27 protein-coding genes are annotated in these 25,138 nt (G+C 70.4%); 21 read left to right on the top strand and 6 right to left on the bottom strand.

The features are described 5' to 3' along the window. Nucleotides 1-147: 147 nt before the first annotated feature. The 3 genes from rpsR to WQ56_RS04010 form a co-directional block, all read right to left on the bottom strand. Entirely contained in the window at nucleotides 148-378 is a 231-nt protein-coding gene (gene rpsR / locus WQ56_RS04020) for a 30S ribosomal protein S18 (RefSeq protein WP_047135782.1), read from the bottom strand. Between the two features lie 11 nt (nucleotides 379-389). Beyond that, a complete protein-coding gene (gene rpsF / locus WQ56_RS04015) occupies nucleotides 390-833 on the bottom strand; it encodes a 30S ribosomal protein S6 (protein ID WP_047135781.1) in 444 nt (147 codons plus the stop codon). A 397-nt stretch (nucleotides 834-1,230) separates the two neighbouring features. Continuing rightward, nucleotides 1,231-2,550 (bottom strand): MFS transporter, encoded by a 1,320-nt coding sequence (locus WQ56_RS04010; RefSeq protein ID WP_047135780.1) that lies wholly within the window; start codon nucleotides 2,548-2,550, stop codon nucleotides 1,231-1,233. Between the two features lie 179 nt (nucleotides 2,551-2,729). Here WQ56_RS04010 and cyoA point away from each other — a divergent pair, with 179 nt between their 5' ends. Genes cyoA through WQ56_RS03985 form a run of 5 tightly spaced genes read left to right on the top strand, consistent with a single transcriptional unit; the run spans nucleotide 2,730 to nucleotide 7,800 of the window. Continuing rightward, a complete protein-coding gene (cyoA, locus tag WQ56_RS04005; RefSeq protein WP_047135779.1) occupies nucleotides 2,730-3,932 on the top strand; it encodes a ubiquinol oxidase subunit II in 1,203 nt (400 codons plus the stop codon). Nucleotides 3,933-3,974: 42 nt separating this feature from the next. After that, nucleotides 3,975-5,987 (top strand): cytochrome o ubiquinol oxidase subunit I, encoded by a 2,013-nt coding sequence (gene cyoB, locus WQ56_RS04000; RefSeq protein ID WP_047135778.1) that lies wholly within the window; start codon nucleotides 3,975-3,977, stop codon nucleotides 5,985-5,987. 1 nt (nucleotide 5,988) lies between these two features. Next, a complete protein-coding gene (gene cyoC / locus WQ56_RS03995; protein WP_082132186.1) occupies nucleotides 5,989-6,639 on the top strand; it encodes a cytochrome o ubiquinol oxidase subunit III in 651 nt (216 codons plus the stop codon). Continuing rightward, nucleotides 6,636-7,028: a cytochrome o ubiquinol oxidase subunit IV gene (gene cyoD, locus WQ56_RS03990; RefSeq protein WP_047135777.1), complete on the top strand. Its 393-nt coding sequence runs from the start codon at nucleotides 6,636-6,638 to the stop codon at nucleotides 7,026-7,028. The genes cyoC and cyoD overlap by 4 nt, the downstream gene beginning before the upstream one ends. A 19-nt stretch (nucleotides 7,029-7,047) precedes the next feature. Then, a complete protein-coding gene (locus tag WQ56_RS03985; RefSeq protein WP_047135776.1) occupies nucleotides 7,048-7,800 on the top strand; it encodes an SURF1 family protein in 753 nt (250 codons plus the stop codon). Between the two features lie 37 nt (nucleotides 7,801-7,837). Here WQ56_RS03985 and WQ56_RS03980 read toward each other — a convergent pair whose 3' ends face one another. Further along, nucleotides 7,838-8,176, bottom strand: a complete 339-nt coding sequence (locus WQ56_RS03980) for an iron-sulfur cluster assembly accessory protein (protein ID WP_047135775.1) — start codon at nucleotides 8,174-8,176, stop codon at nucleotides 7,838-7,840. Between the two features lie 114 nt (nucleotides 8,177-8,290). Between WQ56_RS03980 and asnS the strand changes: the two genes are divergently transcribed. The 16 genes from asnS (at nucleotide 8,291) to WQ56_RS03900 (ending at nucleotide 23,048) form a co-directional block, all read left to right on the top strand. After that, nucleotides 8,291-9,688 carry an asparagine--tRNA ligase gene (gene asnS / locus WQ56_RS03975; RefSeq protein WP_047135774.1) on the top strand — a complete coding sequence of 466 codons (1,398 nt, stop codon included), beginning with the start codon at nucleotides 8,291-8,293 and terminating at the stop codon, nucleotides 9,686-9,688. After that, nucleotides 9,685-9,987 carry a hypothetical protein gene (locus WQ56_RS03970; RefSeq protein WP_047135773.1) on the top strand — a complete coding sequence of 101 codons (303 nt, stop codon included), beginning with the start codon at nucleotides 9,685-9,687 and terminating at the stop codon, nucleotides 9,985-9,987. Before asnS ends, WQ56_RS03970 begins: the two co-directional genes overlap by 4 nt. 19 nt (nucleotides 9,988-10,006) lie before the next feature. Next, nucleotides 10,007-10,306 carry a hypothetical protein gene (locus WQ56_RS03965; RefSeq protein WP_047135772.1) on the top strand — a complete coding sequence of 100 codons (300 nt, stop codon included), beginning with the start codon at nucleotides 10,007-10,009 and terminating at the stop codon, nucleotides 10,304-10,306. A 1-nt stretch (nucleotide 10,307) separates the two neighbouring features. After that, nucleotides 10,308-11,093 carry an SDR family oxidoreductase gene (locus tag WQ56_RS03960; RefSeq protein ID WP_047135771.1) on the top strand — a complete coding sequence of 262 codons (786 nt, stop codon included), beginning with the start codon at nucleotides 10,308-10,310 and terminating at the stop codon, nucleotides 11,091-11,093. A gap of 85 nt (nucleotides 11,094-11,178) precedes the next feature. Continuing rightward, nucleotides 11,179-11,988 (top strand): DNA-formamidopyrimidine glycosylase family protein, encoded by an 810-nt coding sequence (locus WQ56_RS03955; protein ID WP_047135770.1) that lies wholly within the window; start codon nucleotides 11,179-11,181, stop codon nucleotides 11,986-11,988. 143 nt (nucleotides 11,989-12,131) lie between these two features. Beyond that, nucleotides 12,132-13,559 (top strand): aldehyde dehydrogenase, encoded by a 1,428-nt coding sequence (locus WQ56_RS03950; RefSeq protein WP_047135769.1) that lies wholly within the window; start codon nucleotides 12,132-12,134, stop codon nucleotides 13,557-13,559. 7 nt (nucleotides 13,560-13,566) lie between these two features. Then, entirely contained in the window at nucleotides 13,567-14,241 is a 675-nt protein-coding gene (gene can, locus WQ56_RS03945; RefSeq protein ID WP_047135768.1) for a carbonate dehydratase, read from the top strand. Beyond that, nucleotides 14,234-14,719 carry a RidA family protein gene (locus WQ56_RS03940; protein ID WP_047135767.1) on the top strand — a complete coding sequence of 162 codons (486 nt, stop codon included), beginning with the start codon at nucleotides 14,234-14,236 and terminating at the stop codon, nucleotides 14,717-14,719. Before can ends, WQ56_RS03940 begins: the two co-directional genes overlap by 8 nt. 45 nt (nucleotides 14,720-14,764) lie before the next feature. Further along, a complete protein-coding gene (locus WQ56_RS03935; RefSeq protein WP_047135766.1) occupies nucleotides 14,765-15,307 on the top strand; it encodes a 3-hydroxyanthranilate 3,4-dioxygenase in 543 nt (180 codons plus the stop codon). A 57-nt stretch (nucleotides 15,308-15,364) separates the two neighbouring features. After that, nucleotides 15,365-16,375, top strand: a complete 1,011-nt coding sequence (locus WQ56_RS03930; RefSeq protein WP_047135765.1) for an amidohydrolase family protein — start codon at nucleotides 15,365-15,367, stop codon at nucleotides 16,373-16,375. Nucleotides 16,376-16,448: 73 nt separating this feature from the next. Further along, nucleotides 16,449-17,729 carry a kynureninase gene (gene kynU / locus WQ56_RS03925; protein WP_047135764.1) on the top strand — a complete coding sequence of 427 codons (1,281 nt, stop codon included), beginning with the start codon at nucleotides 16,449-16,451 and terminating at the stop codon, nucleotides 17,727-17,729. Next, the gene (locus tag WQ56_RS19230) at nucleotides 17,726-18,649 is read left to right on the top strand and encodes a hypothetical protein (RefSeq protein WP_231583347.1); all 924 of its coding nucleotides are present in this window, start codon (nucleotides 17,726-17,728) and stop codon (nucleotides 18,647-18,649) included. The genes kynU and WQ56_RS19230 overlap by 4 nt, the downstream gene beginning before the upstream one ends. Then, complete coding sequence (locus tag WQ56_RS19225; RefSeq protein ID WP_231583346.1) at nucleotides 18,646-20,019, top strand: NAD(P)/FAD-dependent oxidoreductase; 1,374 nt, start codon at nucleotides 18,646-18,648, stop codon at nucleotides 20,017-20,019. The genes WQ56_RS19230 and WQ56_RS19225 overlap by 4 nt, the downstream gene beginning before the upstream one ends. A 284-nt stretch (nucleotides 20,020-20,303) precedes the next feature. Continuing rightward, nucleotides 20,304-21,752 (top strand): exodeoxyribonuclease I, encoded by a 1,449-nt coding sequence (gene sbcB / locus WQ56_RS03910; protein WP_047135762.1) that lies wholly within the window; start codon nucleotides 20,304-20,306, stop codon nucleotides 21,750-21,752. Beyond that, nucleotides 21,749-22,435: a DUF2461 domain-containing protein gene (locus WQ56_RS03905; RefSeq protein WP_047135761.1), complete on the top strand. Its 687-nt coding sequence runs from the start codon at nucleotides 21,749-21,751 to the stop codon at nucleotides 22,433-22,435. Before sbcB ends, WQ56_RS03905 begins: the two co-directional genes overlap by 4 nt. 79 nt (nucleotides 22,436-22,514) lie before the next feature. After that, a complete protein-coding gene (locus tag WQ56_RS03900) occupies nucleotides 22,515-23,048 on the top strand; it encodes a DUF2939 domain-containing protein (RefSeq protein ID WP_047135760.1) in 534 nt (177 codons plus the stop codon). A 57-nt stretch (nucleotides 23,049-23,105) separates the two neighbouring features. Here WQ56_RS03900 and WQ56_RS03895 read toward each other — a convergent pair whose 3' ends face one another. Next, on the bottom strand, nucleotides 23,106-23,813 hold the full coding sequence (locus WQ56_RS03895; protein ID WP_047135759.1) for a phosphatase PAP2 family protein: 708 nt from the start codon (nucleotides 23,811-23,813) through the stop codon (nucleotides 23,106-23,108). Next, nucleotides 23,803-25,101: a flavodoxin-dependent (E)-4-hydroxy-3-methylbut-2-enyl-diphosphate synthase gene (gene ispG / locus WQ56_RS03890; RefSeq protein WP_082132183.1), complete on the bottom strand. Its 1,299-nt coding sequence runs from the start codon at nucleotides 25,099-25,101 to the stop codon at nucleotides 23,803-23,805. Before ispG ends, WQ56_RS03895 begins: the two co-directional genes overlap by 11 nt. Nucleotides 25,102-25,138: the final 37 nt, after the last annotated feature.

Genomic DNA, 25,138 nt, shown 5'->3' with positions numbered 1-25,138 from the left:
ATTGCTCCGTATTCGTTAGCGGCGCCCAAGGCGCCGCAACGATTGCTGTCCGAACCGGACGGAATGATGATGCAGAACGGTATCGCCATCCGCTTTGGTAAAGTCCGGCCATGGAAGGCCGGGCTTCGGCGGAGGGACCCGCCGGCCTCACACGTTGTGGTTGTCGGTGTACGGGATCAGGGCCAGGTAGCGCGCGCGCTTGACGGCGGTGGCCAGCTGCCGCTGGTAGCGCGACTTGGTGCCCGTGATGCGGCTCGGGACGATCTTGCCGTTCTCGGTCAGGTTCTGGCGCAGGGTGTTGAGATCCTTGTAGTCGATCTCCTTGACGCCCTCGGCGGTGAACTTGCAGAACTTGCGGCGGCGGAAGAACTTGGACATGGACGTGCTCCTCAGGCGGCTTCGGCGTTGGTGTCGGACTTGTCGGACTTCTCGCCCTCGGCGTCGCCGCCGGTGGACTCGCCCTCGTCGTCACGGCGACGACGCTCGCCACGCTCGGGCTTGTCGCCCTTGTCGTCCTTGTTCTTCATGATCAGCGACTGCTCGGTATCGGCCTCGTCGCGGCGGATCACCAGGTGGCGCAGCACGGCATCGTTGAAGCGGAACGCCTCGACGAGCTCGTCGAGACCGGCCTGGCCGACCTCGATGTTGAACAGCACGTAGTGGGCCTTGACCAGGTTGTTGATCGGGTAGGCCAGCTGGCGGCGGCCCCAGTCCTCGAGACGGTGGATGGTGCCTTCGGCACCTTCGATCATCGACTTGTAACGCTCGATCATCGCGGGCACCTGCTCGCTCTGGTCCGGATGGACCAGGAACACGACTTCGTAATGACGCATTGTGGTTTCCTTTCGGATATCGACCGCGCCGGTCGGCGGCGGTCCGGATAGCCCCCCGCGAAGTGCGGTGGAGCAAGGGTCTCCCGGCGTCTGGCGCAGGGAGCCGGCGATTGTCACAGATCCGGCGCGGCCGGGCAAGCGAGGCACCGGAATGCGGGTCGCCGGGTGCGCAGGTGCGACACTCGGTCGCAGCCCCGACGGGTACAGGCATGGTGAAATGGGGATCCGGCCACCGCGACAACGGAGCGCCCCCCCCGGGGGCGCGCCCGAGCCGGCTCGCAGGCCCTCCCCCGCCCCCTCGTGCCCGGATGTCCCGGGCCTGGACGACCGCATCGTGCAGACCGCCCACCATCGCCAAAGCGACCGCGCGCCCCAGGGGGCGCGCGACGCGTGGCGGTCAGCGCACGGTTTCGAGCGTGCGGCTGAAGCCCAGGGCGGCCAGCGTGACCACCGCGCCCGAGAGCAGGTAGTAGCCCACGTACTCCAGCCCGAAACGACTGCAGACGCCCAGCGCGACCAGCGGGGCGAAACCCGCGCCCAGCAGCCACGCGATGTCGGACGTCACCGCGGCGCCGGTGTAGCGGTAGATGCTCTCGAAGCGCGAAGCGATCGCGTTGCTCGCCTGGCCCAGCGACAGGCCCAGCAGCGCGAACCCGAGCACCACGTAGGTCGTGCGGCCGGCGGTCGTGTCGTCGCCGAGCAGGCCGGACGCGAAGAAGCTGAAGATCGCGATCAGCACCGCGGCGATCGCCAACTGGCCGCGGCGGCCGACCCGGTCGGCCAGCACGCCCGACAGCACGATGCCGACGCCGCCCACGATCGCGCCCAGCAGCAGGCTCTCCAGGAAGTCGCCCGGGTCGTGGTCGGTGTAGAGCGTTGCCCAGCTCAACGGGAAGATCGTGACCAGGTGGAACATCGCGTAGCTGGCCAGCGGGATCAGCGCACCGAGCAGCACCTGGCGCGGATGGGTGCGCACGGTCTCGATGATCGGGCGCGGCTGCAGCTCCTGCTGCTTGAACAACTGCACGAACTCGGGCGTGATCACCAGGCGCAGCCGCGCGAACAGCGCGACCACGTTCAGCGCCAGCGCCACGAAGAACGGGAAGCGCCAGCCCCAGGCCATGAAGTCCTCCTGGCTCAGGAACCGGGTGAACACCAGGAACATGCCGCCGGCGAGCATGAAGCCGAACGTCGCGCCCAGCTGCGGCACCATCGCGTACCAGCCGCGGCGCTCGCGCGGCGCGCTGAGCGACAGCAGCGACGGCAGCCCGTCCCAGGCGCCACCCCAGCCCAGGCCTTGGCCGAAGCGGAACACCGCCAGCAGCACCGGCGCCAGCATGCCGACCTGGGCGTAGCTGGGCAGGAACGCGATGGCCATCGTCGAGCCGCACAGCAGGAACAGCGCCACGATCAGCTTGGTCGCACGGCTGAAGTTGCGGTCGATGGCCATGAACACCGCCGAGCCGATCGGCCGGGCGACGAACGCCAGCGAGAAGATCGCGAACGACTTGAGCGTGGCCTGCACCGGATCGCTGTCGGGGAAGAACAGGTACGGGAACACCAGCACCGACGCGATGCCGTAGACGAAGAAGTCGAAGAACTCCGACGTGCGCCCCATCACGACCGGGAACGCGATCTTGCCGGGCGAGATCTCCAGGTCGTCGGTTTCTGGCGCGTCGTCCAGCCCGGTGGTGGCTTGCTGTGCGGTTCCGCTCATCTGCGCGCTCTCTCCGGTCGTTATGGGGGATAATGCACCGCATTGTGAACCCCAAACGGGCCCACCAGGCAAGGTGCGCAGCAGCACGCGCCGGCGCCCTGCCCTGATTCAACGCTAGCCGCCGCGACGTGGCGTCTCCGTCAAGCCGTTTTCCCTTTTCCGTTGTCCATCTCCCGCCAATGAAATCCTTCCTTCGATTCTCGGTCCTGCTCGGGACCGTCCTGCTGCTGTCCGGCTGCGACTGGGTCGTCATGCGGCCGTCCGGCGACATCGCCGTCCAGCAGCGCGACCTGATCCTGCTGTCGACGGTGCTGATGCTGCTGATCATCGTCCCGGTGATCTTCCTGACGTTCTTCTTCGCGTGGAAGTACCGGGCGTCGAACAAGGACGCCGAGTACGCGCCGGACTGGCACCACTCCACCCGCCTGGAACTGGTGATCTGGTCGGCCCCGCTGGCGATCATCCTGGTGCTGGGCACGGTGACCTGGATCACCACGCACAAGCTCGATCCCTACCGCCCGCTCGACCGGATCGACGCGAACACGCCGGTCGCCGAGGGCGTCGAGCCGCTGGTGGTCGAGGTCGTGGCGCTGGACTGGAAGTGGCTGTTCCTCTATCCCGAGCAGGGCATCGCGACGGTCAACGAACTGGCCGCGCCGGTGAACGTGCCGATCGAGTTCAAGATCACCTCCTCGTCGATGATGAACTCGTTCTTCATCCCGGCGCTGGCCGGCCAGATCTACGCGATGACCGGCATGGAGACCAAGCTCAACGCGGTGATCAACGCCGAGGGCGTCTACAAGGGCTTCTCGGGCAACTACAGCGGCGACGGCTTCTCGCACATGCATTTCGACTTCCACGGCATGAGCCAGGACGGGTTCGATGCGTGGGTGCGCAAGGTGCAGGCCGACCGGACGCCGCTGGGCCGCGAGGAGTATCTGGTGCTCGAGAAGCCGTCCGAGCGCGAGCCGGTGCGCTACTTCGGCGACGTCGACCCGGCGCTCTACGAGGCCATCCTGAACATGTGCGTGGCCCCGGGCTCGATGTGCATGCACGAGATGGCGCACATCGACCGCTCCGGCGGTGGCGGCGTCGACAGCCATGCCAACTACGCCCGGCTGCGCTACGACAACCGCCATGCCGACGACCCGGTCGCCGCGCCCGGCGCGACGTTCCCCGAGGCCGGCCGCGAGGCGCGCGGCGACGAGCCGCAGGGCCACCAGCCGCGGGCCGTCTCGCCCGAGGAGCCCACGCCGCAGCCCGCGCCGTCGAGCGAGGGCGGCGACGACAAGGGCGTGCAGCCGATCCCGCCGGGGCAGGCGCCCCGCCAGGAAGGCGCACCCGGCAAGCCGGACGATGACAGCGGCCCCTCGGGCCGCTGATCCCGGATCGCATCACAGAATCCAGTACTAGGCAGGAACCCCATGTCCGCACCCCAGGACCAGCTCAATTCACCATGGCTCGGGCGTCTTTCGCTCGAGTCCCTGGCCTTCCTCCACGACCCGATCCTTGCGGTGACCTTCATCGGCACCGTGATCGGCGGCATCGCGCTGCTCGTGCTCGTCACCCGGTACCGCCTCTGGGGCTACCTGTGGAAGGAGTGGTTCACCAGCATCGACCACAAGAAGATCGGGATCATGTACTGCATCCTGGCGCTGGTGATGCTGCTGCGCGGCTTCTCTGACGCGCTGCTGATGCGCGCCCACCAGGCGCTGGCGTCGGGCGGCGGCGAGGGCTTCCTGCCGCCGCACCACTACGACCAGATCTTCACCGCGCACGGCGTGATCATGATCTTCTTCGTCGCGATGCCGCTGGTGACCGGCCTGATGAACTACATCGTGCCGCTGCAGATCGGCGCGCGCGACGTCTCGTTCCCGTTCCTCAACAACTTCAGTTTCTGGATGACCACCGCCGGTGCGGTGCTGATCATGCTGTCGCTGTTCGTCGGCGAGTTCGCGCGGACCGGCTGGCTCGCCTACCCGCCGCTGTCGGGTGCCGACTACAGTCCGGGCGTCGGCATGGACTACTACCTGTGGGGACTCCAGGTGGCCGGCGTCGGCACGACACTGTCGGGCATCAACCTGATCGTGACGATCGTCAAGATGCGTGCGCCGGGCATGAAGTACATGCGCATGCCGATCTTCACCTGGACCTCGCTGTGCACCAACATCCTGATCGTCGCGACGTTCCCGATCCTCACCGCGACGCTGGCGCTGCTGACGATGGACCGCTACGTCGGCACCAACTTCTTCACGAACGACCTGGGCGGCAGCCCGATGATGTACGTGAACCTGATCTGGATCTGGGGCCACCCGGAGGTCTACATCCTGGTGCTGCCGGCGTTCGGCATCTTCTCCGAGGTCGTGGCCACGTACTGCGGCAAGCGGCTGTTCGGCTACACCTCGATGGTCTACGCGACCGCGGTGATCACGATCCTGTCGTACCTGGTGTGGCTGCACCACTTCTTCACGATGGGCTCGGGCGCGAGCGTCAACGCGTTCTTCGGCATCACCACGATGATCATCTCGATCCCGACGGGCGCGAAGATCTTCAACTGGCTGTTCACGATGTACAAGGGACGCATCCGCTTCGACGTCCCGATGCTGTGGACGATCGGCTTCATGTTCACCTTCGTCATCGGTGGCATGACCGGCGTGCTGCTCGCCGTGCCGCCGGCCGACTTCGTGCTGCACAACAGCCTGTTCCTGATCGCCCACTTCCATAACACCATCATCGGCGGCGTGGTCTTCGGCCTGTTCGCCGGCATGGTGTACTGGTTCCCGAAGGCGTTCGGCTTCAAGCTCGACGAGTTCTGGGGCAAGGTGTCGTTCTGGTGCTGGCTGACCGGCTTCTGGGTCGCGTTCACCCCGCTCTACATCATGGGCCTGATGGGCGTGACCCGCCGCCTGAGCCAGTTCGAGGACACCTCGCTGCACCTGTTCTTCGTGGTCGCGGCGATCGGCGCGGCGCTGGTCGCGGCGGGCATCGGCGCGTTCATCATGTCGATCGTCCAGGCCGTGCGGAAGCGCAACGCGCTGCGCGACGTCACCGGCGACCCGTGGGACGGCCGCACGCTGGAGTGGTCGACCTCGTCGCCGCCGCCGGCCTACAACTTCGCCTTCACCCCGGTGGTCCACGAGATCGACGCGTGGGCCGACATGAAGCGCCATGGCTACAAGCGCCCGCTGGCCGGCTTCGTGCCGATCCACATGCCCCGGAACACCGGTGCCGGTGTCGTGCTGTCGGCAATCAGCGTCGCCCTGGCCTTCGGCCTGATCTGGCACATCTGGTGGCTGGCGGGCGTGTCGTTCGTGGCACTGATCGTCGCGGCGATCGCCCACACCTTCAACTACGACCGCGACTACCACATCCCCGCCCAGGACGTGATCGACACCGAGGAACAACGCACGCGCGATCTCGCGCAGCAGGCGCTCTGACATGGCACACAGCATCCAACCCACTTCCGGCGACACCGCCCGCGTCTACCACGTGATCGAGGATCCCCATGCCGACGACGGGCATGGGCACCACCCCGAAACCGGCACCAACCTCGGCTTCTGGATCTACCTGATGAGCGACTGCCTCATCTTCGCGATCCTGTTCGCCATCTACGCCGTGCTCGGTCGCAACTACGCGGCCGGCCCGTCGCCGGCCGACCTGTTCGACCTGAAGCTGATCCTCGTCGCGACGTTCATGCTGCTGTTCTCGTCGATCACCTACGGGTTCGCGATGCTGAACTCGTACCGCAACAAGGTGGGCGGCACGATCGGCTGGCTGCTGGTGACCGGGCTGTTCGGTCTGGCGTTCCTCGGCATCGAGCTCTACGAGTTCCAGCACCTGGCGCACCTGGGCGCGACGCCGCAGCGCAGCGCGTTCCTGTCGTCGTTCTTCACGCTGGTCGGCACGCACGGCCTGCACGTGACCTTCGGCCTTATCTGGCTGGTGACGCTGGTGTTCCAGCTGCGCAAGCACGGCCTGATCGAGGCCAACCGCCGTCGCCTGATGTGCCTGTCGATGTTCTGGCACTTCCTCGACGTGATCTGGATCGGCGTGTTCTCGTACGTGTATCTGATGGGAGTCGTGGGATGAGCAGCAACGTCAACAACACGGCGCACCAGGCCGGCCACGAGCCGGCGCACGATGCGCACAGCCACGGCAGCATGCGCGACTACGTGATCGGCTTCGTGCTGTCGGTGATCCTCACCGTCATCCCGTTCTGGCTGGTCATGGGCGACGTGATCGAGAGCCGCGTGTGGACGGTCGCGCTGATCATGGTGTTCGGTGCGATCCAGATCGTCGTGCACATGATCTACTTCCTGCACATGAACCGGAAATCGGAGGGCGGCTGGCTGCTGATGTCGCTGCTGTTCACCGGCATCATCATCGTCATCGCCCTGGTCGGCTCGCTGTGGGTCATGTACCACCTCAACACCAACATGATGCCGATGTCGCCCGAGCAGATGCGCGTCGCGCCCTGACCACGCACGACGCTTCGTCATGACTGCGCAACGCGCCCCGCAACGCCCGGCCCGACGCTGGGCGTTGCTGGTTTTCCTGGTCGCGGCGACTGCCGGCTTCGTCGCGCTGGGCCTGTGGCAGGTCGAGCGGCTCGGCTGGAAACGCGACCTGATCGCCCGCGTCGACGCCCGGATCCACGCCGCGCCCGTGCCGCTGCCGGACGCCGCCCACTGGACCGGCCTGGACACGGCGGAGACGGAGTACCGCCGCGTGACCGCGCGCGGACGGCTGCTGCACGACCAGGAGGTCGCGGTCTACGCCTCGACCGAGCGCGGGCCTGGCTACTGGATCATGACGCCGATGGCGACCGCCGGCGGCACGGTATGGATCAACCGCGGCTACGTCGACAATGCCCATCGCAGGCGCGACAGCCGCGCCCGCGTGGACGATTCGGACGTCGTCGAGGTGACCGGCCTGCTGCGTCAGCCGGACCGCGCGGGCCTGTTCGTCCGCGCGAACGTGCCCGCCGAGGATCGCTGGTATGCCCGCGTGCCGGCGGAGATGACTGCGGCGCGGCACGTGCCGACGCCCGTGGCGCCGTTCTTCGTCGATGCGCAGACCTCGATCGACGGCGCCAACTGGCCGGTGCCGGGCCTGACGATCGTGCGGTTCCGCGACAACCACCTCAGCTACGCGCTGACCTGGTTCGGCATGGCGCTGCTGACGCTGCTTGCGATCGGCTTCGTGCTGCGCAGCGAGTTCCGCCGCAACGCCCCCGACGCCGCCGCATAGGCAGGTCCGTCCAGGCAGCCGAGGCCGCCGCCGCCCGTCAGGCCTTGCCGGGATCGGTCGTGAAGCTCTCGCCGCAACCGCACTCGGCGGCCGCGTTCGGGTTGCGGAACACGAACTCCTGGTTCAGCCCCTTCTGCGCGAAGTCGATCTCGGTCCCGTCGACCATCGGCTGGCTCTGCGCGTCGACGTAGATCCGCACGCCGTCCTGCTCGGACACCGCGTCCCCGGGCTTCTCCTCGTGCGCCAGGTCGACGACGTAGCCCCAGCCCGAGCAGCCGGTCCTGGCCACCCCGAAGCGCAGGCCCAGCGCACCGGGGCTGGCGGCGAGGAAACGGCGGGCCCGTTCGAGGGCGGCGGGAGCGAGTGCGATGGCCATGGGACGAGTGTACTCCTGCGGTCGGCAGCGGCAGCTGAGCGGGCATCCGCGGCGCTGCGGCGGCACGGTAGACTGTGCAGCCATTCATCGGTGCGGATTCCCGGGATTCAAGGCATGACCACGACCAGCGTCCAACAGGCCCTCGCCGGCCATCTTCCCGAGGGCGGCGACGTCACCGTCCGTGGCTGGGTCCGCACCCGCCGCGATTCCAAGGCGGGCCTGAGCTTCGTCAACGTCAGCGACGGCTCGTGCTTCGCGCCGATCCAGGTCGTGGCGCCGCAGGCGCTGGCCAACTACGAGTCCGAGATCAAGCGGCTGACCGCCGGCTGCTCGGTGATCGCCACCGGCACGCTGGTCCGCTCGCAGGGACAGGGACAGAGCTTCGAGATCCAGGCGCGCGAGATCGAGGTCGTGGGCTGGGTCGAGGATCCGGAGACCTACCCGATCCAGCCCAAGGCGCACTCGCTGGAGTTCCTGCGCGAGGTCGCGCACCTGCGCCCGCGCACCAACCTGTTCGGCGCGGTCACGCGCATCCGCCACTGCCTGGCGCAGGCCGCGCACCGCTACTTCCACCAGAACGGCTACTACTGGATCAACACCCCGATCGTGACCACGTCCGATGCCGAGGGCGCGGGCCAGATGTTCCGCATCTCGACGCTGGACCTGGCGAACCTGCCGCTGCGCGAGGGCAGGGTCGATTTCTCGCGCGACTTCTTCGGCAAGGAGGCGTTCCTGACAGTGTCGGGCCAGCTCAACGTCGAGGCGTTCTGCCTGGCGATGAGCAAGGTCTACACGTTCGGCCCGACGTTCCGCGCCGAGAACAGCCACACCACGCGCCACCTGGCCGAGTTCTGGATGATCGAGCCGGAGATCGCGTTCGCCGATCTCGCCGAGGACGCGCGCGTGGCCGAGGACTTCCTGAAGTTTCTGTTCCGTGCGGTGCTCGACGAGCGCAGCGACGACATGGCCTTCATCGCCGAGCGCGTGCAGAAGGACGCGATCACGCGCCTGGAGAAGTTCGTCAACGCCCCGTTCGAGCGCATCGAGTACACCGATGCGGTCGAACTGCTGCGCCAGTCGGGCCAGAAGTTCGAATTCCCGGTCGAATGGGGCCTGGACCTGCAGACCGAGCACGAGCGCTGGCTCACCGAACAGCACGTCGGCCGCCCGGTGGTGGTGACCAACTATCCCGAGCACATCAAGGCGTTCTACATGCGCCTCAACGACGACGGCAGGACGGTCGCCGCGATGGACGTGCTGGCGCCGGGCATCGGCGAGATCATCGGCGGCGCGCAGCGCGAGGAACGCCTCGACGTGCTCGATGCGCGCATGGACCAGTTCGGGCTCGACCGCGAGCACTACGGCTGGTACCGCGACTTCCGCCGCTACGGCACCGTGCCCCACGCCGGCTTCGGCCTGGGCTTCGAGCGCCTGATCGTCTATGTCTGCGGCCTGTCCAACATCCGCGACGCGATCCCCTACCCCCGCGCGCCGGGACAGGCGGAATATTGATCCTCTTCCTCGCCCTGTGCTTCTTCGGCGTCGCGATCGGCGGGGCGACCGCGTTCGTGATCTTCTGGCCGCTGTCGCTGGTGCACCTGCGCGACCGGCATCCGGCGGTGCGGGCGCGATTCGCCGAAGGCGCGTTCCTGCAGCCGGCCGCGCTGCGCTGGCTGCTGGCCGGCGGCTACTACGAAGTGCCCGACCGCCAGTTCACCGGCCTGGCCACACCGGCGCGGATCGCGCTGATCGTGATCCTCGGCGCGCTGACCGCGTGCGCCGTGCTGTGGCTGTGGTCGATCGCTCCCTGACCCTGGAAGGACCTGTTCGATGACCCGCGACGAATGGTGGCTGGCGACGATCGGGCGGACCGTGATCTGGGCGCGCCTGCGCGTGCTCGAGGCCGGGACCGCCGAAGTGTTCGACAGCGACGGCAACACCCTGCCCTACGACAGCGAGGACACCGCGCGCTCGATGCTGCTCGACGCCGAGTTCGTCGCCTGGGACGGCCTGGACGCGGAGGACGCGCTCGAGCGCGGCTTCGCGCCCGGCGAGATCGCCCCGCCGCAGGCCCAGGACGACGCCAGGCTGCGCGACCGCATGGTGCAGTCGCTGGGTGCGCGCGCCTGACATGGACCTCGACCTCACCGGACGCCACGCGCTCGTCTGCGGCGCCTCGGAGGGCATCGGCCGCGCGACCGCGCACGAGCTTGCGCTGCTGGGCGCCAGCGTCACGGTGCTCGCCCGGCGCGCCGACGTGCTGCAGGCCGTGCGCGACGCGTTGCCGGCGCCCGCGGGCCAGTCGCACCACGCGCTCGCCGCCGACATGGACGACACCGCGACGCTGCAGGCCCGCATCGAGGCCCACGTCGCGACGTTCCCCGCGCAGGTCCTGGTCAATAACAGCGGTGGCCCACCCGGTGGCCCCGCCCACACCGCGACGGCCGATGCCTACCTCGACGCGTTCCGGCGGCACCTGCTCGCCGGGCAGATCCTGGTCCAGGCGCTGCTGCCGGGCATGCGCGCCGCCGGCTGGGGCCGGATCGTCAACGTCGTCTCGACCTCGGTCCGCGAACCGATCGCCGGCCTGGGCGTATCGAACACCGTGCGCGGCGCGGTCGCCGGCTGGGCCAAGACCCTTTCGCGCGAGCTGGCCGCCGACGGCATCACCGTCAACAACGTGCTGCCCGGCTACACGCGCACGCGCCGCATCACGCAGGTCGTCGCCGATCGCGTCGCCCGCAGCGGCCAGTCCGAGGAGACGGTCGTCGCGACGATGCAGGCCTCGGTGCCCGCCGGCCGTTTCGCCGAGCCGGAGGAGACCGCCGGCGTGATCGCGTTCCTGTGCGCGCCGGCGGCCGCCTACGTCAACGGGACGAGCCTGCCGGTCGACGGCGGGCGCATGGCCTCGATCTGAGGCAGCGATGGCCGGGCCGCGCGCGTCGCAGCGACGCGCACCGTCGGTCACGAGGCCGCGACGCCCGGGCTGGTCCGATGCGCCCATGCCCGAAGGTCCCGAGACCCACGCCCTCGCCGATCGCCTGTCGCTGCTGCTCGCCGACGAGACGCTGACGCGGGTGCGCTTCGTCGATCCGGCGCTGCAGCGCCGGCGCGGCCTGCTCGAAGGCCATCGCGTGCTGGCGGTCGAGGCCCGCGGCAAGGCGCTGCTGACCGCCGTCGACGGCGGCTGGACGCTGTACACGCATAGCCACCTGTTCGGCTTCTGGCGGTTCGCCGACGTGCCCGAGGCCCTGCCCGGCGAGACCCGACCGCGTGTGCTGCTGGCCACGGCGCGCGGCGTCGCCGCGCTCTATGCCGCGCCCTCGATTTCGCTGTGGCGGACCGACGACCTCGGCGACCAGCCCTACCTCGCCAAGCTGGGGCCCGACGTGCTAGATCCGGCCGTCGACGCGAAGGCGCTGCTGGCGCACATGCGCACGCCGCGCTTCGGTCGGCGTAGCCTGGCCGCGCTGCTGCTCGCGCAGGATTTCGCCGCCGGAATGGGCAACTATCTGCGCTCGGAGGTGCTGTTCCAGGCGCGGCTGTCGCCGCATCGCATCCTGCAGGACCTGACGGTCGGGGAGCGGCGCCGGCTGGCGAACGCGCTGCTCGACGTGCCGCGGCGCGCCTATCGCGCCAAGCACGGCGACGCGCTGCCGCCGGGCAAGGACTACCTGGCGCGGACCCGTGCGACCTTCGGCTTCGCGGTATTCGAGCGCAAGGGCGATCCCTGCCCGCGCGGCGATGGCACGATCGTCGAGACCCGGCTCGCGGGCCGCAGGCTGTACTGGTGCCCCGGCTGCCAGCATTGACCGAACGCCTGTAGGAGCGCGCTCGCGCGCGATGGCCTCACCCGCGAAAGCCATCGCACGTCCCCGAAAAAGGGATGCAAGCACAAGCGCGCGCCTACGGACGCTGAGGCGAAGAGCGCCCCCGCCTCGGGTAAGCTGGCGCCATGCAGCGGCTGACCCACTGGATCGACGGCGCGGCGCGGGAGCCGGCAACGGACCGCTGGCTGCCGGTGCACGCGCCCGCCACCGGCCGGGTATACGCCGAGGTCGCCGCCGGCGACGCGACCGACGTCGATCTCGCGCTGCAGGCGGCCACGCGCGCCGCCCCCGGCTGGGCGGCGCTGCCCAACAGCGCGCGCTCGGCGATGCTCGAACGGCTGGCGACGCTGCTCGAGGCCCGCAGCGACGACTTCGCCCACGCCGAGTCCCTGGATGGTGGCAAGCCGTTCGCGCTGGCGCGCGACGTCGAGATCCCGCGTGCGGTCGCCAACCTGCGCTTCTTCGCGCACGCCGCGACCCAGTTCGCCAGCGAATCGCACCACGGCGAGGCCGGCCTGCACTACACCCTGCGCCAGCCGCTGGGCACGGTCGCGACGATCTCGCCGTGGAACCTGCCGCTGTACCTGTTCACCTGGAAGATCGCGCCGGCCCTGGCGGCCGGCAACGCGGTCGTCGCCAAGCCCTCCGAGATCACCCCGGCCACCGCCGCGCAGCTGGCCGCGCTGTCGGCCGAGGCCGGCCTGCCGCCGGGCGTGCTCAACGTCGTCCACGGCAGCGGGCCGGAAGTCGGCGAGCCGCTGGTCGCCGACCCGCGCGTGCGCGCGGTGTCGTTCACCGGCAGCACCGCGGTCGGACGGCGGATCGGCGCGCTCGCCGGCGGCCTGCTGAAGCGGGCGTCGCTGGAGCTCGGCGGCAAGAACGCGACGCTGGTGTTCGCCGACAGCGACTGGGAGGACCGGCTCGGGACGCTGGTGCGCTCGGCATTCCAGAACAGCGGCCAGATCTGCCTGTGCGGATCGCGGATCCTGGTCGAGCGGCGCATCGCGGTGCAGTTCACCGAGCGCTTCGTCGCCGAGGCCGCGGCGCTGCGCGTCGGCGACCCGATGGACCCGGACGTGCGCATGGGGCCGCTGGTCTCGCAGACGCATTTCGACAAGGTGCTGGCCGCGCTGCAGCGCGCCCGCGACGAGGGCGGGCGGGTGCTGTGCGGCGGCCATGCGCTCGACCGGCCCGGCTGGTTCGTCGCGCCGACGGTCATCGACGGCCTCGGGCCCGACTGCGCGACCAATCTCGAGGAGATCTTCGGGCCCGTGGTCACGCTGCAGACCTTCGAGGACGAGGCTGAGGCACTCGCGCTTGCCAATGCCGGCCGCTACGGCCTGGCCGCCACGCTGTGGACCCGCGACCTGGCCCGCGCCCACCGCATGGCGGCCGCGCTGCGCGCCGGCATGGTCTGGATCAACGGCTGGCTGCTGCGCGATCTGCGCACCCCGTTTGGCGGCAGCGGCGACTCCGGGCTGGGCCGCGAGGGCGGACTGGAGGCCATGCGATTCTTCACCGAGGCGAAGAACATCGGCCTGTCTCTGGAATAATGCCGCGATGGGCGAACTCGACAACCTCCTGCAACGCAACCGCGACTGGGCCGACAGCGTTTCGCGCGACGACCCGGACTTCTTCAACCGGCTGTCCCGGCAGCAGACGCCGAAGTACCTGTGGATCGGCTGCTCCGACTCCCGGGTGCCGGCCAACCAGATCCTGGGGCTCGACCCGGGCGAGGTCTTCGTGCACCGCAACGTCGCCAACGTGCTCTCGCACGGCGATCTCAATGCGCTGTCGGTGATCCAGTTCGCCGTCGACGTCCTCAAGGTCGAGCACATTCTGCTGGTCGGCCACTACGGCTGCGGCGGCGTGCATGCCGCCCTCACCGGCACGCGGGTCGGCCTGGTCGACAACTGGCTGCGCCACGTCTCCGACCTCGCCTACAAGCATGAGGACCTGCTCGCATCGGTCCAGGACGAGACCCAGCGTCACGCCCGGATGTGCGAGCTCAACGCGATCGAGCAGGCGCTCAACGTCTGCCAGACCACGGTCGTGCGCGATGCCTGGGCGCGCGGGCAACCGCTGGCGGTCCATGGCTGGGTGTACGCGCTCGGCGACGGGCGGGTGCGCGAACTGTCGATGGACGTGTCCGCACCCGAGCAGATCACGCCCGCCTACCGTGCCGCGGTCGCCAAGGTGGCGGCCGTCGCCGCCCGCGGCGGACGCGATGACTGACGCGGTCCACGCCGCATCCGCGCCCGTCCCGGTCGGGCGCTATCCCCATGCGCGCCGCGCCGGCGGCCTGCTGTTCCTGTCGGGCATCGGTCCGCGCGATCCCGCGACGGACGCAGTGCCGGGCAACGTGCTCGACGCCGGTGGCCAGGTCGTCGCGCACGACATCGCGGCGCAGACCCGCGCCGTGCTCGGCAACGTGCGCGCAGTGCTCGAGGCCAGCGGCGCGCGCTGGGACGACCTGGTCGACGTGACCGTCTACCTGACCGACATGGCGGACTTCGCCGCCTACAATGCGGTCTGGGCCGAGTATTTCCCCGACCCCACGGCCGCGCCGTGCCGCACGACGCTCGGCATCGACGCGCTGCCGACGCCGATCGCGATCGAAATGAAGTGTGTAGCGGCCATTGGCCGCCAGCCCACGTCCCTCTCCCGCCCTGCGGGAGAGGGGGGGACCATCGGCGGAGCCGATGGTGGGTGAGGACCACGGACGCCGACGCACCTGCATCCATGAAGGAATAAGCCCATGATCCCGGGACCGCTGAACCTTCACGCGTGGATCGATGAACACCGCCACTTGCTCAAGCCGCCGGTCGGCAACAAGTGCATCCACGACGGCGACTTCATCGTGATGATCGTCGGCGGGCCCAACGCGCGCACCGACTACCACTACGACGAGGGCCCGGAGTGGTTCTTCCAGCTCGAGGGCGAGATGGTGCTGCGCATCCAGGAGGACGGCCGCCCGCGCGACATCCCGATCCGCGCCGGCGAGACCTTCCTGCTGCCGCCCAAGGTGCCGCATTCGCCGCAGCGCAGCGCAGGCTCGGTCGGGCTGGTGATCGAGCGCAAGCGCCTGCCCCACGAGCGCGACGGCCTGCTGTGGTTCTGCGAGCGCTGCAACCATAAGCTGTTCGAGCACTACTTCACGCTTGACGACATCGAGCAGGACTTCCCGCCGGTGTTCGACCGCTTCTACGGCGCGATCGACCTGCGCACCTGCCGCGCCTGCGGGCATCTCAACCCCCGGCCTGCGCGCTATGAGCAAGGACCGGCCCCCACGGCCGGCTGAGACTGCCCTGCCGCGCCGCAGCGGGTGCCTCTGGCCGACAGTGCCTACAATCGGGCCATGCTGAAGATCGACATCCACGCCCATTACCTGCCGCGTGACTGGCCGGACCTGGCGGCCAAGTACGGCGAGGCGCGGTTTCCGGTCATCCATCACACCGCGGACGGGCGTCACCGGATCTACAAGGACGGGCGGTTCTTCCGCGAGATCTGGTCGCGGACCTGGGACGCGCGCGAGCGCATCGACGACTACGCGCGCTTCGGGGTGCAGGTCCAGGTGATCAGCACCGTGCCGGTGATGTTCGGCTACTGGGCCAAGCCGGCGCACGCGCTGGAGCTGCACCAGGCGCTCAACGACCACATGGCCGCCACGGTCGCCGCCCATCCGCGGCACTATGCCGGCATCGGCACCGTGCCGCTGCAGTCGCCGCGGCTGGCGATCCAGGAACTGGAACGCTGCATCGACCAGCTCGGCCTACAGGGCGTGCAGATCGGCAGCCACGTCGGCGACTGGAACCTCGACGCCCCCGAGCTGTTCCCGTTCTTCGAGGCCGCGGCCGACCTGGGCGCGGCGATCCTCGTCCATCCCTGGGACATGATGGGCAGCGAGTCGATGCCCAAGTACTGGCTGCCCTGGCTGGTCGGCATGCCGGCCGAACAGGCGCGTGCGGCCTGCTGCCTGGTCTTCGGCGGCGTGCTCGAACGGCTGCCGAAGCTGCGGATCTGCATGGCGCACGGCGGCGGCAGCTTCCCGTACACGATCGGCCGGATCGAGCACGGCTTCAACATGCGCCCGGACCTGGTGGCCACCGACAATCCGCACAACCCGCGCGGCTACCTCAAGCGGCTGTATTTCGACTCCTGGGTCGCCGACCGGCGAGCGCTGCAGTACCTGCTCGACACCTGCGGCGCCGATCGGGTGATGCTCGGCACCGACTACCCCTTCCCGCTCGGCGAGCAGGAGCCCGGCGCGGGCATCGAGCAACTCGCGCTCGACGACGAGGCCCGTGCCCGGCTCTACCACGGCACCGCGCTCGACTGGCTGGGCCTGACGGCAAACCGCTTCGCATGAGCGCACCGGCCGCCACCGGCCGGGCCTTCTCGTTTCCCATGTCCGCGTTCCCACACCCGAACGGCCTCTCCCGATGACCGACTCCCAGACCCTGTTCTCCGACGACCACGCGGCTGCCGCCGACGCAGCCGATCCGCTGCGCGGCTTCCGCGAGCGCTTCCACCTGCCGCGCATCGACGGTGTCGAGCAGGCCTACTTCGTCGGCAACTCGCTCGGCCTGCAGCCGCGGCAGGCGCGCGCGCACGTCGAGGACGTGCTCGACAAATGGGCCATGGAGGCCGTCGAGGGCCATTTCCGCGGCAACTCGCAGTGGATGACCTACCACGCGCTGCTGGGCGCCCAGCTGGCCGAGGTCGTGGGCGCGGAGCCGACGGAAGTGGTCGCGATGAATTCGCTGACCGCCAACCTGCACCTGATGATGGTGAGCTTCTACCGCCCCACCGCGGCGCGGCCCGCGGTCCTGATCGAGGCCGGCGCGTTTCCGTCCGACCGCTACGCGATCGAGTCGCAGATCCGTTTCCATGGCTTCGATCCGGCGACCGACCTGATCGAGGTCGCACCCGGTGACGACGGCCTGTTCGGCATCGAGCGCGTCGCCGAGGCGATCGCCACACACGGCCACCGCCTGGCGCTGGTGCTGTGGCCGGGCGTGCAGTACCGCACCGGCGAGGCGTTCGACCTGTCCGAGATCGTGCGGCTGGCCCACGGCGCCGGCGCGGTGGTCGGCTTCGACCTCGCCCATGCCGCCGGCAACCTGCCGCTGCGGCTGCACGACAGCGACGCCGATTTCGCCGTGTGGTGCCACTACAAGTATCTCAACAGCGGGCCGGGCGCGGTCGCCGGCGCCTTCGTGCACGCGCGCCACGCCACCACCGACCGGCCCCGGTTCGCCGGCTGGTGGGGGCACGATGCGGCGACGCGCTTCCAGATGGGACCGCGCTTCGAACCGACGCCCGGCGCCGACGGCTGGCAGCTCAGCAACCCGCCAATCCTCGGCCTGGCACCGCTGCGCGCCTCGCTCGACCTGTTCACCGAGGCCGGGATGCCGGCGCTGCGTGCCAAGTCCGAGCGCCTGACCGGCTATCTGGAGGCGCTGATCGGCGCGGGCCTGTCGGACGTGCTCGACATCGTCACGCCCGCCGACCCGGCCCGGCGCGGCGCCCAGCTGTCGCTGCGCGTGCGCGGCGGGCGCGAGCGCGGCCGTGCGCTGTTCGAACACCTCGCCGGCGTCGGCGTGCTCGGCGACTGGCGCGAGCCCGACGTGATCCGGATCTCGCCGGTCCCGCTGTATAACACCCACGCCGACCTGCTGCGGTTCGCGCGCGCAGTGGCGCAGTGGAGCGGCGCACGATGACGGCATGCGAGGGCTTCCCGCCCGGTGCCGATGCCGGCCTGGCCGACGCGGAGGGCGACGCGCTCACGCAAGAGCTCCGCAGTACGGGCGTCGCGCCGTGGACGCTCGACGAGGACGAACACGTGCGGCCCCTGCACGACCCGCACGGCACCGCCGCGGGCGTGACCGCCGTCGACGGCGACATCGGGCTGCGCGACTGCCGCGTCGAGGCCACGGTCCGGCTGCCGATGCGCCTGCCGACGCGCCGCCTGGGCCTGTTCCGCGGCGGGCGTGCGCTGCCGCGCCTCGCACTGCCCGATGCGTCCCTCGCCAGCGCGATCAGCGTCGGCCCCGACCCGCGGCGCATGCAGCTCGAGGCGCAGTCCTGGAGCGCATTCGCGCTCGACGCCGATCCCGTCCGCTGGCAGGCGTGGTTCGACGCCTTCGCGCAGGCCTGGCCGGCCGCGCGCGCGCATCGCTTCGACGTCTCGGCGCTCACGCCATCCTGGCGGATCCAGATCCATGTCGCCGACCGCCATACCGAAGTCGGCGGGGTCGCGATCGAACTGCAAGCGCCCGACATCGACACGCTCGGCGTCGCGATCGACCACCTGCGCGCGTCGCCGGCCGCGGGGCGCGAGGCCTTGGCGCTGCCGGTGCGGGACGGCGATGTCCCGGTCGCCGCGATCCTCGGCGACCGCAGCTGGCTGGCGGGCGATGCGGTCATCGTCGACGCGTACGCCTGGGACATCCGCAGCGAGGCCCGGCTGTCCAGCGACGATCCCGACGCGACGCCGCTTCACCGGATCCGGGTCCGGTTGGCACGCCGTCCGCTCGCCGACGCGCTGTCGAGCATCCGGGGCGCGCTGCGGTCGCTCGCGACACGCTTCGACGCCGTGGCGCCCGACGGATCGGCGTTCGTCGGCGGCAACGCGCCGTGAGCGCCCGCCGGCTGACGATCGTCGGTGCCGGCCTGGCCGGCGCGCTGCTGGGCATCCTGCTGCGCCGCCGGGGCTGGGAGGTGGACCTGTACGAGAAGCGCGGCGATCCGCGACTGCTCGGCTACGGCGGCGGGCGTTCGATCAACCTGGCGCTGGCCGAACGCGGGCGGCACGCACTGCGCGCCGCCGATGCCGACGACGCGGTGATGCGGCACGCGATCATGATGCGCGGGCGCATGGTGCACACCGGCGACGCCGACCCGCGGCTGCAGCGCTACGGCCGCGACGACGCCGAGGTGATCTGGTCGGTGCATCGCGGCGACCTCAACATCGTGCTGCTCGCCCTGGCCGAGGCGGCCGGGGCGCGGCTGCATTTCGACGCGGGCCTGGACGCAGTGGACTTCGATGCGCGGCGGACGGTGTTCCGCAATCCGCGCGACGGGCGCACACGCGAAGTGCCGTTCACCGCGCTGATCGGCGCCGACGGTGCCGGGTCGACGCTGCGCGCGGCGATGCAGCGCGTGCGCGCCCTCGGCGAGCGCGTCGACGTGCTCGACCACGGCTACAAGGAACTGGAGATCCCGCCGTCGGCCGACGGCGGCTTCCGTATCGAGCCCCACGCACTGCACATCTGGCCGCGCGGCCACTACATGTGCATCGCCCTGCCCAACGACGAGCGCACATTCACCGTCACGCTGTTCCTGCCGCATCGCGCGGGCGCCGACGGCGGCCCGGCGTTCGACCAGATACCCGACGTCGACGCGGCGCAGGCGTTCTTCGCGCGCGAGTTTCCCAGCGCGCTGGCGCTGATGCCGGACTTCCGCGCGCACTGGGCCGCCAACCCGGTCGGCCAGTTGGCCACGCTGACCCTCGACCGCTGGCATCTCGACGGCCGCGCGGTGCTGCTCGGCGATGCCGCGCACGCGATGGTGCCGTTCCACGGCCAGGGCATGAACTGCGCGTTCGAGGACTGCGTGGCGCTGGCCGAGCAGCTCGATGCGCATGACGACACCGCCGGGGCATTCGCGGCATTCGAGGCGCAGCGCCGGCCCGACGCCGCGGCGATCCAGCGCATGGCGCTCGACAACTACCTGGAGATGCGCGACCGGGTCGACGATGCCGACTACCTGCTGCAGCGCGAACTCGAACTCGCGTTGCAGGCGCGCCACCCCGGCCGCTTCGTTCCGCACTACGCGATGGTGACCTTCATGCGCATCCCGTATTCGCTGGCAATGCGGCGTACCGACGTCCAGCGCGGGATCCTCGAGCGCGCGACCGCCGGCCACGCCACGCTCGACACGCTGGACTGGCCGGCGATCGACGCCGACGTGCGCGCGCGGCTGACCCCGCTCGAGGACGCGGCGGCATGAGCGCAGCCGACCGGGCCGACGCGCGTGGCCCGGCGATGCCGCGGCGATGCGCGTGCCCGCCGCCGCCGTGGCCTGCGACAATCCCCCGCCGACGCCCGCACCGCATGCCGAACGACGTCGGCGCCGCGACGCGCTCGCCACGGCTGGCCGCAACGAATCGCCGATAGCCCCCGCATGACCGACCGTTTTCTCTTCTACGATCGCGCCTCGACAAGACTGCCGCACTTCCCCGGAATGAAGCCGTCGCAACGGCTCGCAGCAACGAGGCGCCAGTAGAATCGCTTATGACCGACAGTTTTCTCTTCTACGACTTGGAAACCTTTGGCGCGGACCCGCGCCGCAGCCGCATCGCGCAATTCGCGGCGATCCGCACCGATGCCGATCTCGTGCAGCTCGACGAGCCGATCGACTTCTTCGTGCGGCCCGCCGACGACCTGCTGCCCTCGCCGGTCGCCACGCTGATCACCGGCATCACGCCGCAGCAGGCGCTGCGCGACGGCGTGATCGAGGCCGAAGCGTTCGCGCGGATCTTCGAGGAGATGGCACGCCCCGGTACCTGCACGCTGGGCTACAACTCGTTGCGCTTCGACGACGAGTTCGTGCGCTTCGGACTGTTCCGCAACTTCCACGATCCCTACGAGCGCGAGTGGCGTGGCGGCAACTGCCGCTGGGACCTGCTCGACGTGATGCGGCTGTGGCACGCGCTGCGCCCCGAGGGACTGGTCTGGCCCACGCGCGACGACGGCGCGACCTCGTTCAAGCTCGAGCACCTGGCGCTGGCCAACGACGTGCGCACCGGCGATGCCCACGAGGCGCTGTCGGACGTACGCGCGCTGATCGGCCTGGCGCGGCGGATGCGTGCCGCCCAGCCACGGCTGTGGGACTACGCCGCCAAGCTGCGCGACAAGCGGCACGCGGCTTCGATGCTCGACCCGGTCGCGATGACCCCGGTGCTGCACGTCTCCCAGCGCTACCCCGCTTCGCGGCTGTGCGCGGCGCCGGTGCTGCCGCTGGCGCGCCACCCGACGATCGACAGCCGCATCGTCGTCTTCGACCTCGACGCCGAGCCCGACGCACTGCTCGACCTCGATGCCGAGGCGATCGCCGCACGCGTGTTCGTGCGCGGCGCCGACCTGCCCGAGGGTGTCGCGCGCATCCCGCTCAAGGAGGTCCACAGCAACCGCTGCCCGGCGCTGGTCGCCTGGGCGCACCTGCGCGCGGAGGACTTCGAGCGCCTGTCGATCGATCCGGCGCTGGTCGAACGTCGCGCGGCGCGGCTGCGCGAGGCCGGTCCCGCGCTCGCGGCCAAGATCCGCGCGGTGTTCGCGACCGAGCGCGTCCACGCGCCCTCGGATGCCGACGGCTCGCTCTATGACGGCTTCCTCGGCGACGGCGACCGCCGCCGCGTCGCCCGGGTGCGGGCCACGCCGCCCGCGCAGCTGCACGGGGCCGACTTCGGCTTCGAGGACCCGCGCCTGGACGAACTGTTGTTCCGCTACCGCGCCCGCAACTGGCCCGACACCCTGTCGCCGGACGAGCGCCATCGCTGGGACGACACCCGGCGCCTGCGCCTCGGGCCGGGCACGACCGCGTCGGAGCACGACTTCGCCGGCTACTTCACGCAGATCGACGCGCTGCGCGCCGAGAATGCCGATGCCCCCGCCCTGCTCGACGCTCTCGCCGACTGGGGCCGCGGCCTGCACTCGCACCTCCATCCCACGCCCCCCGCATGACCGCCTACTTCAGCGAGAAGAGCTTCCGTTTCCTGCGCGCGCTCGCGCGCCACAACGACAAGGCCTGGTTCGAGGCCCACCGCAAGGACTACGAGGCCCACGTGCGCCAGCCGTTCCTGCGGCTGGTCGGCGACCTGCAGCCCGACGTCGCCGCGATCAGCCCGCATTTCCGCGCCGACACGCGCACCGTCGGCGGGTCGCTGTTCCGCATCCATCGCGACGCGCGCTTCTCGCACGACAAGTCGCCGTACAAGACCTGGCAGGGCGCGCGGCTGTTCCACGAACGGCGCCGGGAAGTCGCCGCGCCCTCGTTCTACGTCCACCTCGAGCCGGGCGCGAGCTTCGTCGGCGCCGGCCTGTGGCACCCCGAGTCCGACACCCAGCGCAAGGTCCGGCAGTTCATCCTCGAAAATCCCGGCGGCTGGAAGGCGGCCGCACACGCGCCGAAGCTGCGGCGCCGCTTCGCGCTCGACGACAGCCAGATGCTGGTCCGTCCGCCGCGCGGCTTCCCGGCCGATTTCGCGTACATCGACGACCTGCGCCATCGCAACTGGGCGTTCCTGCGCCCGCTCGACGATGCCGCGATGGCCGGCCCGGACCTCGACCGCGTGGTCGCCGCCGACCTGGTCGCGCTGGCGCCGTTCGTCGACTACCTGTGCGCGGCGCTGGACCTGGAGTTCTGAGCCCGGCGCGGCAGCGTTCAGCCCGTCGGCGGCGGCCCGGCCCACAATGGCGACGGTCCCCCGTCCGGCCCGAAGCCCGATGAAGAAGCTCGCCTGGCTCTCCGCCCTCATCGCCGTCCTGTTGCTGGCCTACGCCGCGGCCGGCCCGTTCCTGACGATGCACGCGATCCGCGACGCCGTGCAGCGCGAGGATTCCCGGGCGCTGTCGAAGCAGGTCGACTTCCCGGCGTTGCGCCAGAGCCTGCGCCTGCAGCTGTCGGATGCGCTGATCCGGCATGCCGGGGCCGACGTGCAGTCGAGCCTGCTCGGCGCGCTCGCGCTGCGCGCGGCCGGCGGTACCGTGGGCACCGGCGTGGACATGATGGTGACGCCGGTCGGACTGAGCGCACTGATGCGTGGCCGGCGGCTGTGGGACCTGTCCAGCGGCGCCGCGCTGCCCGTCGGCGGCGACCCCGCGCCGGCGTCAGACCCGCTGGCCGACGCGCACTGGCGCTACCACTCGCCATCGCGGTTCTCCGCGACCGTGCGCGACGATGCCGGCCGGCCGATCGTGTTCGTGCTCACGCGCCAGGGCCTGCGCTGGCGGCTGTCGGACATCCAGTTGCCGCTGTAGGCCGCGCCGATCTGCGGCGCGCGTCGGCGGGCCATCGTGGCGACGGCCCGGGCGGGCCTAGCGTCGCTGTGGCGCGGCGCGCCCGCGGCGTCGCAGCGGCGGGTGGTAGAGCAGCAGGTAGACGCCGATCACCCAGACCGAGGCCGCCGCCCAGCCGGCGAGGATGTCGGAGGGGTAATGCACGCCCAGGTAGACGCGCGACAGCCCGACCATCGGCACGAACACCGCCATCGCCGCTACCACCCACCATCGTGCGCGCGTCGGCCACGCCAGCAGCACCAGCACCAGCGCCAGCGTCATCGAGCCCATCGCATGGCCGCTGGGGAAGCTGTAGGTCGCCTCGGGCGCGATCGAGTCCCACAGCGTGGGCCGGTCGCGCGCGAACAGCTGCTTGGTCGCGAGGTTCAGCAGCGCCGAACCGCCGGTCGCCATCGCCGCGAACAGGCCGTCGCGCCAACGCCGCAGCGCCAGCAGGACCACGACCAGGCCGATGTCGGCCGGCACCACGCCACGCGCGTAGCCGATCTGCGAGAAGAACAGGAACACCCGGTCGAAGCCCTCGCGCGCCATCGTGTTGGCGTAGAGCAGGATCGGCTCGTCGAACGGGATCGCCTCGGCCTCGTGGACCTCGTCGGCCAGTTCCATGAACGCCCACATCGGCAGCAGCACGCCGGCGAACAGCAGCGCCAGCTTCCAGCCGTGGCGTCGCAGCAGCCCGCCGGTTTCGCGCGCGGCCTCGTGCGCGACCGCGTGGTCAGCCGGCATCGGCACCGCGACCGTAGGTCCGGTGCACGTAGTCGTCGACCAGCGCGACGAAGTCCTGGGCGATGCGTTCGCCACGCAGCGTGACGGCCTTCTCGCCGTCGATGAACACCGGGGCGGACGGCGCCTCTCCGGTGCCCGGCAGTGAGATGCCGATGTTGGCGTGCCGCGATTCGCCGGGCCCGTTGACCACGCAGCCCATCACTGCGAGCGTCATGTTCTCCGCGCCGGGGTGGGTGATCTTCCACTCGGGCATCTTCTCGCGCACGTGGTCCTGTACCACGCCGGCCAGTTCCTGGAAGAACTCCGACGTCGTGCGCCCGCAGCCGGGGCACGCGGTGACCATCGGCGTGAACGCGCGCAGGCCCATCGTCTGCAGCAGCTCCTGCGCGACGACGACCTCCTTGGTCCGTGACGCGCCGGGCTCGGGGGTCAACGAGATGCGGATCGTGTCGCCGATGCCCTCCTGCATCAGCAGCGCCAGCGCGGCGCTGGAGGCGACCATGCCCTTGCTGCCGATGCCGGCCTCGGTCAGCCCGAGGTGCAGCGCGAAATCGCAGCGCGCAGACAGGTCGCGGTAGACCGCCACCAGTTCCTGCACGCCGCTGACCTTGGCCGAGAGCACGATGCGGTCGCGCCCCAGGCCCAGCGCCACTGCGCGCTCGGCCGAATCGACCGCCGAGCGGATCAGCGCCTCGCGCAGCACGCGGCCCGCGTCCCAAGGCTCTGCGCGGCGGGCGTTCTCGTCCATCAGCGTCGCGGCGAGCGACTGGTCGAGCGAGCCCCAGTTCGCACCGATGCGCACCGGCTTGTCGTACCGCATCGCGAACTCGATCAGCTGCGCGAACTGCAGGTCCTTCTTCTTGCCGAAGCCGACGTTGCCCGGGTTGATCCGGTACTTGGCCAGCGCCTGCGCGCAGGCCGGCTCGCCGGCCAGCAACTGGTGGCCGTTGTAGTGGAAGTCGCCGATGATCGGCACTTCGATGCCCTGCATCGCCAGCCGCTCGACGATCCGCGGCACCGCGGCCGCCGACTCGGGGTTGTTGACGGTGATGCGGACCAGTTCGGAACCGGCGCGCCACAGCTCGCCGATCTGCCGCGCCGTGGACGCCACGTCGGCGGTGTCGGTGTTGGTCATCGACTGCACGACGACCGGGGCATCGCCGCCGACGGCGACGCCGCCGACCCGGACCTGACGCGTCGCGCGGCGCGGCGCGGCCCCGAACGGCGGCACCGCGGCGGGCTCGGGACGGCGGTCGGGGAACGTCGGGGCGTCGGGCTGGGCGGACATCCGCGCAGTTTACCGGCTCCGCCGGGCCGGCGCTGAC

Source organism: Luteimonas sp. FCS-9 (assembly GCF_001014645.1).
Lineage (GTDB): Bacteria > Pseudomonadota > Gammaproteobacteria > Xanthomonadales > Xanthomonadaceae > Luteimonas.
This window is presented reverse-complemented; position numbering and strand designations above follow the sequence as displayed.